General features: G+C 68.7%; 9 protein-coding genes. 1 reads left to right on the top strand and 8 read right to left on the bottom strand.

Translation table 11 applies throughout. The features are described 5' to 3' along the window. Nucleotides 1-169: 169 nt before the first annotated feature. The 6 genes from ACFV2X_RS48130 to ACFV2X_RS48105 all read right to left on the bottom strand — a co-directional run bounded on the left by ACFV2X_RS48130 (nucleotide 170) and on the right by ACFV2X_RS48105 (nucleotide 4,116). The gene (locus ACFV2X_RS48130) at nucleotides 170-712 is read right to left on the bottom strand and encodes a hypothetical protein (RefSeq protein ID WP_385628897.1); all 543 of its coding nucleotides are present in this window, start codon (nucleotides 710-712) and stop codon (nucleotides 170-172) included. Nucleotides 713-777: 65 nt separating this feature from the next. Next, nucleotides 778-1,041 (bottom strand): hypothetical protein, encoded by a 264-nt coding sequence (locus ACFV2X_RS48125; protein WP_385628895.1) that lies wholly within the window; start codon nucleotides 1,039-1,041, stop codon nucleotides 778-780. Nucleotides 1,042-1,128: 87 nt separating this feature from the next. After that, nucleotides 1,129-1,500 carry a hypothetical protein gene (locus tag ACFV2X_RS48120; protein WP_385628893.1) on the bottom strand — a complete coding sequence of 124 codons (372 nt, stop codon included), beginning with the start codon at nucleotides 1,498-1,500 and terminating at the stop codon, nucleotides 1,129-1,131. A gap of 500 nt (nucleotides 1,501-2,000) precedes the next feature. Then, a complete protein-coding gene (locus tag ACFV2X_RS48115; RefSeq protein ID WP_385628890.1) occupies nucleotides 2,001-2,429 on the bottom strand; it encodes a hypothetical protein in 429 nt (142 codons plus the stop codon). 330 nt (nucleotides 2,430-2,759) lie between these two features. Continuing rightward, a complete protein-coding gene (locus tag ACFV2X_RS48110; RefSeq protein WP_385628888.1) occupies nucleotides 2,760-3,791 on the bottom strand; it encodes a hypothetical protein in 1,032 nt (343 codons plus the stop codon). A 100-nt stretch (nucleotides 3,792-3,891) separates the two neighbouring features. Continuing rightward, complete coding sequence (locus ACFV2X_RS48105; protein ID WP_385628886.1) at nucleotides 3,892-4,116, bottom strand: hypothetical protein; 225 nt, start codon at nucleotides 4,114-4,116, stop codon at nucleotides 3,892-3,894. A gap of 258 nt (nucleotides 4,117-4,374) precedes the next feature. On the opposite strand from ACFV2X_RS48105, the gene ACFV2X_RS48100 reads away from it, so the two are divergent. Then, entirely contained in the window at nucleotides 4,375-4,944 is a 570-nt protein-coding gene (locus ACFV2X_RS48100) for a hypothetical protein (RefSeq protein ID WP_385628883.1), read from the top strand. Between the two features lie 243 nt (nucleotides 4,945-5,187). Here ACFV2X_RS48100 and ACFV2X_RS48095 read toward each other — a convergent pair whose 3' ends face one another. Together ACFV2X_RS48095 and ACFV2X_RS48090 are read right to left on the bottom strand one after the other, a co-directional pair. Continuing rightward, nucleotides 5,188-5,940, bottom strand: a complete 753-nt coding sequence (locus ACFV2X_RS48095; RefSeq protein ID WP_385628881.1) for a hypothetical protein — start codon at nucleotides 5,938-5,940, stop codon at nucleotides 5,188-5,190. Further along, a complete protein-coding gene (locus ACFV2X_RS48090; RefSeq protein WP_385628879.1) occupies nucleotides 5,940-10,778 on the bottom strand; it encodes a hypothetical protein in 4,839 nt (1,612 codons plus the stop codon). The genes ACFV2X_RS48095 and ACFV2X_RS48090 overlap by 1 nt, the downstream gene beginning before the upstream one ends. Nucleotides 10,779-10,798 lie beyond the last annotated feature (20 nt).

Here is a 10,798-nt window from a genome sequence, read left to right as displayed (position 1 = left end):
CTCTATATCTGCGCATCGCGCAGATTGCCTTAGCGGGGAATTCCGCTAAAGCGGAATTCGCCTTCCGGGCGAGGCTCTTTTGTTTTGTTGCGAGACATTGCCAATCCGCTGAAGCGGATTGGCAATCGATTCGGGGTCCGGGGAATAATTCCCGGACCCCGAATCGATTTTAGTTCTGGCGAGAGAATGCCTCTTCGCTGGAAACTGGCTGAATTCGAGCGCTCATTCCGTGGGGGTAGAGGGCTTCCCACTGTCCGTCAGTCGCGGTTGTTCCGGGGCGGGTTCGCATGACCATTGCGGGGGATCCGTCGGCAGGGATGACGGTACGGTCATTGTCGCGGTAGATGAGGCCCGGCATTTCGTGGTTCGAGACGATGCCGAGCATGGGGGCGCCGGTGGCCGGGTGCTCCCAACTGACCCATGAACCGGGGCTGTAGGCGCGGTTCGAGGGCTTTTGGGCCGAGGCTTGCGGGCGCGGGTCGAAAGCGCTCTTGGGCAGCTTCCACTTACGGTCACGGACGGCCTTGACGGCTCGGGGCGTCCCTCCGTGCTGCTGGCGCTCGTCGGCCTCGGCCTGGCATTCGCCGGCCAGAGCGGCGAGAAGTGCGCGCGTGTGTTTGCGGTCTACGGTGCGAGAATTCGCGTGGGTGGTGACGTCCACTGGTTCGCGGTCGTAGAGGCGGACGGTTGTGGTGCGGCTTGCGTTGCCCATTGCGTTCTTCTTTCGGGTTGGAGTGATTTCCGGTTGGTCAGGGGTGCCACTCCCCTGACGCTGGGCTAGTTGATTTGGTGACAGATTTCCGAGTGGACGAGGTAGGGGGTCATGTCACCCTGGAACGCTGCGCAGATGTAGGCGCCATGGTCGCTCCACCAAAAATCTTCGGCTGTCTGTCCCCCGTCGAGGTGGTCGAAGAATTCGCGCAGAACTTTGCCTGCGGCGTGAATTTGTGCTTCCTCGTACGTAGCTCCTTCGCCTACGACGGAGAAAACAGGATCGGTCGTTTCCGAGTTATACCATTCCCCCACGAACGTGAATTTCACCAGTTTTCCTCTCGGGTATTCTCTCGTTTATCGAGGTAGGGCCCGGGGTCCCTGACTCGGCCAGGGACCCCGGGATATGACGGTCGGTCAGTCGCGGGTCCGCTGCTGGGGGATGGTGGGGTTCAGGAGGACTTCGAGGATCGCGAGGGCCTGGTCCTCGGTGAGCCCTGTCCTGCGGCCCTTCTCGTCGAGACCGCCGGTGAAGATGGCGTCTCCGTAGTACGCCCGGTGAAGGCGGCGCTGGGTGCGGTAGAGCCGCATGGCGTGGATGTTCAGGGGCAGTTCGTCGAGACCGTTGTCGAGCCACATGGTGAGCTCGCCAGTGATGTCGATGGGGGCGAGCTGCTCGCAGTCGAGCGCGGCGCTGACGGTCTCGATCTGCTCGCGGGCGATGGTGGGCCAGTCGAGGAGCCTGAAGTTGCCGCTGAAGCCGACGAAGAACGCGTACTGCTGAGTCATGGGTGTGCCTTTCTGTGGGGTGTGTCTCCGGTTGTCGGGGCTGCCACTGCCTTCCGACATGTAAAACAGTATCCGAGATTGATCCCGTTGTGAATCTTGTGCTCGGCGTGTCATGCGGGTTTTTTGGCGGGTGGTAGGCCAGTAGGCCATGGGGGGTATCCGGCACTGTCTGTGCTGGTCAGCGGCGTGGTTTGGGGGTGGCCTACTGGCCTACCGGCAGTAGGCCAAGAGAGAGCGGCCCGTTCTGCGGCCGCGCAGCGGCCGCCCTTCGCTTCCCTCGTCACCCGCGCAGCGGGCGACGTACGCGCTTCCGAGCCCTTCCCGTGCAACGGGAAGGTTGCGCGCGCAGCGCGCGTCACTTCGTGTGGCGCGCAGCGCCACACGGCCCCGCTGCGCGGGAGAAAGGCTTCGAGGCCGCCTGCTGCGCTTTGTCGGAGACCCTCCCGCGTATGGGCTGTTGCTGCGCCCCGGGATGCCTTGCCGGGGCGCAGCGGGCAGGTTCAGAGAGCGGCGTTGACGGCGATCAGCGTGACGTTTTGCATGTGCTCGCGGTGCTCGGCGGAGTGCCGCTCGACCACTGCGGAGCGTGCTGCGTGTGCCTCCCGCCATGCGTCCATGTCGGCGTCCCGTTTGGCGGCGATCATCTGCCGGGTCCAGTAGTCGTAGGCCGGGCGCCATCCGTTCCGGTCAGCTTCGAGGACCGGCGGGGCGGCTGCGGCCGTCCCGATGTGTTCGGCGAGTGCGTCACGGCCGGTGTCAGTGATCTTGATTGCGGTTACCAACTCGCGGGTCGTTCCTGCGCGGAGGCTGATGGAGGCAACGGTGAACTCGACGTAGCCGCGTCGGGCGAGCGCGTTGTAGGTGCGCATGTCGTAGCCGGAAAGTTTGCGGTCGGCCCGGGTGGCTCCGGTGCGCAGCGCGGCGATCATGCGGCTGTTCATGGGGCGAGCGGTCATGGGTGTGCCTTTCGGTTGGGGGTGTGTCTCCGGTTGTCGGGGCTGCCACTGCCTTCCGACATGTAAAACAGTATCCGAGATTGATCCCAGTTGTGAATCTTGTGCTCGGCGTGTCATGCGGGTTTTTTGGAGGATGGTAGGCCAGTAGGCCATGGGGGATGTGTGGGGCTATCTGTGCTGGTCAGGGGCGTGGTTTGAGGGTGGCCTACTGGCCTACCGGCAGTAGGCCAGCGCAACGGAGCACCCCAGAGACGACGTTGGGCCCCCGGCTTCTGCCGGGGGCCCAACTCGGGAGTCTCTAGCTCAGCGGACTGTGCGTGGCCGTTTGGTGCCTGTCCTGCGGTCGGCCAGTGCCGTGATGACGTCACGCGGGTCCGGAGTGATGCCGTGGGCGAGGTAGCGAATACCGGGGCCCGCCGGGGGCTCGGCCTCCCCTCGCGACAGATTCGGTCGGTCGGCCGCCGTGCGCCATCCGTACCGCTCGTCCCACACCAGGACCGGGGCCGGCGCCTGGCTGAGCGTCACGGCGGCCGAGCATACGGCGCCTGGGCGCACCACGACCCCGGAGACGTCGGCCACCGCGATTCCGGAGGCGTCCAGGGCCTGGAGCATGGACTGGAGATAGGGGGCGGCGTCCGCGGCCCGCTGGTTGGCCTGGGCGAGGGCGAGGGCGGTACGGGCGGTGCGCAGCGGGTAGCCGAGCTCCGCAGTCACCTCTTCGGGGGTCAGCTCTGGGCGGTCGGCCAGGAGCTCCTGCACGCGCCCCGCGCGGACTGCGGTCAGGGCCCGCTGCGCTGTGTCCGGGTGAACCCCCAGCGCCTCACCCACAGTTTCGGCCGTGACTGCCGGATCGGCCGCGAGCAGCTCGGCGGTGCGCGGCTGGATGTCCTCGCGCGGGATGAGATCACCCGTTCCCTTGGGGCGGCCGCCGCGGCCCAGGCCCGGACGGTTGGCCGCCCAGGTCAGGATGATGTGCCGTGGCCAGTGCTCGACACCCTTGACGACCACGACGCGCTCAGCCAGCCAGGGCTCGCGCTTGTACCGGTCCCAGGACGCCACGGCGACCTGGACGAGCGCGGCGGCTTCATGCCTGTCCAGCAGGTCATCGTCGTGGTCGTCCTGCGGCAGGAGAGCAATATCCCGACCGGCGCGGAAGTCGTCGACCTGTTCGCCGTCGTAGAGCTGCTTGGTGGTGGCTCCGGCTGCGTTGATCGGAGTGGGATGGCCGGGCCGTTTGTGCATCTGCTTCGTCTTGAAGCGTGACTCGGAGAGGCCTTCGAGCGCGGCGAGGTCGGCGAGGGAGAGCACGAGGTGCTTACGTCCAGCGCGGATCATGATCGGTTCCTCCGGGGCGCGGCTGCGCCTTTGGTCATCTCGGCCACGAGCGCGAGAGGCCCGGCGTGTGCCGTGCCCCTCGCGCTCGTGGGAGGTCGGGTCAGTCGACGTATCGGCTGCTGCACGGCCAGCAGCAGCGGCTACCGGGACGGGCGCCGCAGTCGGGGCAGGAGCGGGTGAGGGCGATGAGGTGTCGTGCGGCGCGGTGGGCGAGCCTCCAGCCGGTGCTGAGTCGGGGGTAGTGGACGGTGAGGTAGTGCATGGGGCGTTCTCTCTCGTCGGTGTTGATCTCCGGTTGCTGCGGATTGCCACATCCAGACAGCAAGAAAACAGTATCCGAGATTCGATCTCACCGGCAATCGGGCTCGCCGACACAACCTCAGGCGCAAGTCTGCTCTCTGCCCCAGCCGCCGGCGCCAAATTCCGTATTTGTATGGGGTCTTCGGCGTGGCGCCATGATGAGCTGCATGGTGATGACCGGGCGCCCCCGAGGCCGGAGGCGCCCGCCCGGAGTGGCCGGCCTCTTGCCGGACGACGGCCACCCGATGTCCCCACCCCGCGAGACGAAGCAGGAGACCGTCCCATGATGCCCAAAACCGCGCTTCGCCTGGCCCTCTTCGGCGCCCTGGCCGCCGCATTCGACGGGGGACATCCCTGGTGGGACCAGTGGGCACAACGGCACCACGATGCCGTGCACAAGGGGCGTCACGGCGCCGATCCGGTGTACTTGGACGGGACGCCGGTGGTCGCGGCTCCTGAGCGGCAGAGGGCCGGGGAACGGGTTGTCACCGAGACACGGCTTGGGCGACGCGCCTGTACTGGACATGTTCTGACGTACTCCATGGGACAGGTGATCACCGCAGTGGCGATCACCCGCTCCGCCGGGTACCGGATACCGGCTCGGGCTCTGCTGGTCGGGAGCGTGATCAACGCTGGCACGCATTGGGTGCTCGATCGCAGGCAGCCGTTGCTTCGGGCCGCGCGTGCCCTGGGCAAGCAAACGTATCTGGAGTACGGAACCGTGGTCCGCAAGCCTGGAGAGGACCCGGATGCCTACGGGCCCGGGAGTGCCGTCATGGAGTTGGACCAAGCGGCGCATCGACTGGTGGGGGTGATGGCCGCGGCCGTGACCACCTGGCTGGCCACCCGCTGAATGCCGGGCCTGGTGAAGGCGGTTTCTCCGGAGACGCCGCTAGACTCAGTTGCAGGTTGTGCCCTTTCGGGGGTGTGATCTCCGGTTGGCCGGTGCCCTTGCCACCCGCATTGCGGATTGGGCACCGGCCCCTTGTCTTCCTGAAGTCACGTACAGAGCCCCCTGGGGCCTGGGCCGGGCCAGGCCCGTCTGTCACGCTGTGAGGGCCCTGGGCATGCCTCCCAGGGCCCTCACAGCGTGGATTCAGATGCTGGGGAACGTGCCGCCCGGCCCTGCCCCGAACTCCTTGATTTCCATGCTGCGGATCTCGCCGAATTGCCACCCGGTGCCTGGGGCGTAGTGCTCGCCGAAGGCGTCGCCGAGCTTGCTGATGGCGCCCTCGTCGTTGCCTGCGAGAAAGGCGTTCGTCGGGTCCGACATGATGTCGTTGCGGAAGTTGAGGTTGATCTCTCGCCATCGCACGTCTTTGCGGCGGCCGGTGTCGACCATGACTTGGGCCGAGATGGACAGGTGCGCGCCGCTGTGGGAGATCCGGGCGGCGCGGCGGCTGCTCATCGCTTCCTTCCGGGCCTGGGGCGAGGCCAGCACGGCCTGGTGGAGCTTGGCCTGGTTGCCTTTCGGCCGCTGAGCGGCCAGGCCCGCGGTGTGCTTGGCGACGGCGGCGTCGGTCAGTTTGGCGATGTGCTGGGCCTGCCGGTTGCCGATGGCCTGGCCGCGCTCCTCCTTGCGCTGCCAGGCCTTGATGGTGCGCGGGGTCACTCCAGCGCGGCGGGCGGCTTCGTCGACGCCGCCGAACGTCTCGACTGCCTTCTTCACGGTGGTGGGCATGGCGCTTTCCTCCTTGCGGATCCACCGGCGTACCGTGCCGGGGGTCACCCCGGCGTGTCGGGCGGCTTCCTGGGCGCCGCCGAGCAGCCGGACACGCTCGCCTACCGTTCGGGGCGTGTCGCCGATCCACGCGCGCCACAGGACTTCGGCTCGGTTCTTGATCGCCATCAGACGCTCCAGTCCTCAGCGGGGGTGAACGCGGATGCGGTCGGGAACCAGCTCTTGCCCGGGTGCAGGTGGGCGAAGATGTCCTTCGCGTGTGCTGCTCCTTCGGGCTTGAAATTCCCCAGGTCCTTCTCCATCTTCAGCGGAACGGCGGTGGTGAAGTCGGGGTCGTCGACCACGTAGAAGAGGCAGTCGGTCTTGACCGCGATGGGCCACAGATTGGCGGTCTCCCCTACGCGCAGGATCGCGCGGGTGAGGTTGGCCTGCTGCGCGGCGAGCACGGCCTGTTGCACGTAGGGCAGGAACGTCTGAGAGTCGGGGATGTTCCGCTTGGGGTCGCCGCGTAGGTGGTCGCTGTTGAAGAGGCCGATCGAGTTGGTGTAGACGTCCTTGAGCGTGGCCGCAACGGTCTCGTCGGTGTCGGTGGCGAGGGCCTTGCGGGCGCCCGCGAGCTGCCGGTACCACGGCTCCAGCATGCGGTAGTGGTCCGGCCACACCCACGCTTCGGTGATCTCGATGTCGAGCTTGAGATCCTTCTGCGCGTAGGCGAGGGTCGGCGTGGCGTAGGGGCGCGGGACGCCGTCTGCCGGGCGAGGCCCGAACGGGTCGAAGGTTCCCCAGTGCTCCCATGGGAGGGGCTTTGCCATCCACAGTCCGGGGATCTTCGGGTTGAACTCCGGTGCGATGAGGTGCTGGACGGCTCCGCGGCCGACTTCGACCGAACTGCAGACGGACAGGTACGAGGCGCGGGCGTCGTACGCCAGGACGTAGCGGCGGTTGAGCTCGTCCGGAGTCGGCTGGCGGTCCCACACACGCGGCGTGTAGAGGTTGCGGTGCTCCATGAGGATCTGCGGCATCTCGGCGCGGGCGAGGGCCGCGGCGCGGCCCCCGGACTTGGGCCGGGTGGCGCGCAGCAACTCGTGCCCGGTGACGCCAGGGCTGCGCCGGTAGGTGATGCCGACGATGTCCGCGAGCTGCTGCACGCGACGGGCGAGCACGGCGGGGGCGGGGTCGTCCTCGAGGAAGCGGTCACCGTGCAAGACGGCGTGCGGCACGATCACGAGCTGCGCACTCTGGTTGCGGCCGCCATCGGGACGCTCGCGCCAGATGCGGATGGGCGAGCCCCAGCGGTGCACCTGCCAGCCCTCGGCACGGGCACGGGCCAGGAAGGGGTGATCGGTGTGTTCGGCGAGGTAGGCCCGGCGCTCGTCCGGGGGGCCGTCCTCGGGCACGGGCAGGCCCAGGGCCTCGGTCAGGGCTGCGGTGATGTAGATCTGGCCGTCGTCCGGGCGCCACTTGGCCGAGGCGCCGGCGCCCCGGGCCGATCCGCCGTGGCCCAGGTCCAGCTCGTCGACGAGCAAGGCGAACCGTCCGGCGTGCAGGTCCTCGATGGGGGGCAGCGGCAAGACCTGGCCGTCGGGGAGATGCAGGCCGTCGGTGTGGGCGACGGCGGCCGCCGCCCTCCACGGACGTCGCGTCTGTCGAGTCGGCTGCTGCTGCTCGGCCTGCTCGTCGTCCTCCTGGTGGACGTCCTCGGGACCGTCGAGCTGCTCGTCGACCCGCGCGCCGCCGTCCTGGTCCTGGTCCTCCTGGTCGCGGTGGGCGGGCGGCGTTTGCGGCCCGGCTTCCTGCGCGGTGGAGGGCAGTTCAGGCTGCACCGCGGCCGTGGCGGAGGCCTGCGCGGACTCGACCGCGGGCGGCGGTGGTGTGGCTGCCACTGCTGGCGGGGCGGCGGGTGCGGGCACCGTGGTAGCCGGGGGGGGTGCTGAGGTGGGCGCGGTGGTGAGCGCGGAGATGTCGAAGAGCGGGTCGGCCTGCGGCGCGGGGGGGGCGGGAGGACGAGCGGCCCCGGTGCCAGAGCCGGTCTCGCCGTCGTCGTCCGAGCCCATGACAGCGGTGGCGGGCATGTCCCACACCCTGCGGCGCCCGCCGGGCATCGGGCGGCGCGGGTTGACCCTGCGCCCGTTCTTCACGTTCTCGAACTCCACCGCGATCACGCCTGCCTGCCGCAGGGCCTCGGTCAGCACCGGGGCCGTCACAGTGAACGGCTCCTGGAGCTCGGCCGCCATGCGCAGTGCGATACGGGTGGCCTGCTGGTGATCGAGCCACAGACGTTCCTGCGGCTGTCCGTCCGGTCCGGGGACGGTGGTCACCACCCCGATCTGCGTCCCGCCCGCCCGTAGGACCGGGGGGCCGGCGGGGATGCCGGTCTCGGCCGAGTTGTCCACGACGGTCCAGCCGTAGCGCAGCGCGGCGGCCTGGTCGGCCGGGCACTTCCCGTCGGGCCCGACGAGGTGGCAGTGTTTTCCGTTGAGCGCGGTGGCGAGGTAGCCGAGCAGTCGCTTGTGCATGGTGGAGTTCTCCAACAGGTTCCGCTCGCGGTCGGCCGCGTCGAGCAGAGCCGACCAGGCGGTCAACCACCATCCTGCCGTCTCCTCGGCGGTGGCTGCACCGGACTCGGTCAGGTAGCGCAGCAGCATGTGCCAGCCGGTGGCGAACTGGCCGAGGTGTTCGGCCGGGCGGTCGCCGCAGTACGGGCGCAGCTGGGCGGCGTAGTCGTCGGCGAGGCGGCGTACCTCGCGGTGCAGCGTCTCGTAGCGGGCGGCGATCCACTGGATGTAGGAGGCGGTTAGCAGTGCGCACTGCTGGGCGGTCTCCGGCGCGGACACGCGGGCGAGTGCGTCCATGTCGAGCTCGGCGCGCGCCATCTGGATGGTGAGCATCCGTTCCTGCGCGGACTGCGTACTGGCGAGCACTTCGGCGGTCTGGATGAAGCTGCCGCGCGGTCCGCGCTGCTCGTCCAGCTCCAGCTCGCCGTCAACGGACTTCAGCCGGATCCGGCCCTCGCCGTTGTACTGGGTGCGGCCCATGCGGGAGGTGCGCACGGCGGCATCCCGGACGGAGCGGTCCGGCGCGGAGTCGTCCCCCATGATCAGGGCATCGCGCATCCGGTAGAGCACTTCGGTTGCCCCGAGCTGGGTGGATCCGGTGTCCGAGATGGACAGCAGGGATTCGGTGCGCTCCAGCTCGGGGGCGAAGTGGTGCAAGATCGCCGTTCCCACGCCAGTCTTCCCGGACCCGGGCAGGCCGGTGAGGCAGATGGAGGAGGGGCACCGGCTGTAGGGGGCCCGGTAGACCAGGCCGAGCATGGCCACCGCGGCGTACTCAGGGAGGGCGCCAGGCAGGGACAGGGACGCCAGGGCGGCCTGCCGGATGCGCTTGGGGTCGGTGGTCGGGGCAGGCAGTGTCATGAGCGCCAGCCGCCCCGGGAAGCGGGTGTGTACCGGGATGTGGCCGCTGGCGGTGATGGCGCCGCCCGCGTGCACGTACATCCAGCCGTCGTCTCTGCGCCGCCATCCGGTGGCCGCGTACACCGGCACCCGTACGGCGTCGCCGGACAGGTCGCGGATCGCCGAGCAGATCTGCGCGATGGCGTTGCGGTTGCCCCGGTAGTAGACGTTCGGCCAGGGCAGATCTGCCAGCCAACGGCCCTCGTCGAAATCCTTGCGCGTGACGCGCATCAGCACCGGCTGGTCGAGGTGCTTGGGGTGCACGAGCTCGATCACGTAGCCGCTGGTCGGCTGGTGCGGGAGAACATCCTCGTCGGTCTCGGTCTCGGCCGGTGTGCGGCCGGGCTGGTCTTTGGCGGCGTCGCCCAGGTCCCGGGTTTCCACGCGCACGATCCGCGCCGAGCAGCCGAGGATGACATCGAAATTGGTTTCGATCAGCGGTCGCTGATCGTCATCGAGGCCCGCCAGCTTGCGGGTCACCTTGACGATCTCACCGTGCCGGACGGCGTACTGGTCACGGCGGTTCGGCCGCCCGTCGTCCCCGGGGATCGGCTCGCCCTCGGCGGGGGCCGGAACGAGGGTGACGGGCGCCGGGGCTGGTGTCGCGGTGTCGTCCTCGGGCACGGCCACTAGGTCGGCGAGGGTGAGGCCGGCGGCGAGGTGGTCGACCAGGTCCGCGCCCTTGTCCTCGATCGGTGTCTGCAGCACGGTCACGCTCGCGGCCTCGGCGAGCAGCGCGTCTCGGGCATCCCAGGCCGACTTGTAACCGGGCGTGTCCCGGTCAGCGAGGATCACCACGTGCTGTCCGGCGAGCAGCGGCGTGTGATCTGGGTTCCATCGCGTCTGCGCGGACCCCGGTTTGGTCGTGGCCAGCAGGCCCAGGGATTCGGCGGCCGCGACGACCCGTTCGCCCTCGCCCAGGTAGACCGCTGAGCCCTTCGGCGCGGCGAGCAGCTGCGGGGTGCGGTACAGCGGCGGCTGCTCGGGCATCTTCCGCTCGATCCCCGGGCCGTCGGCGGCCGGGCGCTCCCACGAGATCTTCTTCCCCGGCTTGGCGCCCTCGGGCTTGCACGTCGGGCACCCTGAGCACTCGCGCCGGATCTTGGTCCCCACGATCGTGCCGTTCGCGTCTGCGTATTCGTAGCGCTCGACTTCGACGTGACGGCCGCTGCAGGCGGGCTTCGCTTCCTTCTTCTGGGCGGCTTCCGTCCGGTTCGTCCGGGTGGGCGTGGCGACGGAGCTGAGCCGGGCGCGCGGGATACGATGCCGGGTGTTCGTCTCCCTGGGCTTCGGCTCGTCGTAGAGATCTTCGAGTTTCAGGCCGAGCTCGGCCAGGACGTCTTCGGCGCGGCATCCGGCATGGCAGCAGATGAGCGTCTTGCGCTCAAGCGGCTTGTAGTCAACCGCGAGCGATGGCTCTCGGTCCTCGTGCGCGGGGCACTGAGCTTTTACTTTATGTGTTTGGCGGGACGCGAATCGTGATCCAAGAGCCTCAAGGGCTGAAATGATTCGGTCATACGAGGCGGTGCTCTCGGCGTAGGCGGCCGACATTGCTACCCTTCGAGTTGTTG

It is taken from the genome of Streptomyces sp. NPDC059679, from assembly GCF_042734105.1.
GTDB lineage: Bacteria > Actinomycetota > Actinomycetes > Streptomycetales > Streptomycetaceae > Streptomyces.
The sequence above is the reverse complement of the archived record's forward strand: the minus strand, read 5'-3'. Positions and strand labels throughout refer to the sequence as shown.

Coding starts and splice junctions, on each gene's coding strand:
- ACFV2X_RS48095 (WP_385628881.1), bottom strand. CDS start 5,940: ATGGCGATCAAGAACCGAGCCGAAGTCCTGTGGCGCGCGTGGATCGGC.
- ACFV2X_RS48100 (WP_385628883.1), top strand. CDS start 4,375: ATGATGCCCAAAACCGCGCTTCGCCTGGCCCTCTTCGGCGCCCTGGCC.
- ACFV2X_RS48130 (WP_385628897.1), bottom strand. CDS start 712: ATGGGCAACGCAAGCCGCACCACAACCGTCCGCCTCTACGACCGCGAA.
- ACFV2X_RS48110 (WP_385628888.1), bottom strand. CDS start 3,791: ATGATCCGCGCTGGACGTAAGCACCTCGTGCTCTCCCTCGCCGACCTC.
- ACFV2X_RS48115 (WP_385628890.1), bottom strand. CDS start 2,429: ATGATCGCCGCGCTGCGCACCGGAGCCACCCGGGCCGACCGCAAACTT.
- ACFV2X_RS48090 (WP_385628879.1), bottom strand. CDS start 10,778: ATGTCGGCCGCCTACGCCGAGAGCACCGCCTCGTATGACCGAATCATT.
- ACFV2X_RS48120 (WP_385628893.1), bottom strand. CDS start 1,500: ATGACTCAGCAGTACGCGTTCTTCGTCGGCTTCAGCGGCAACTTCAGG.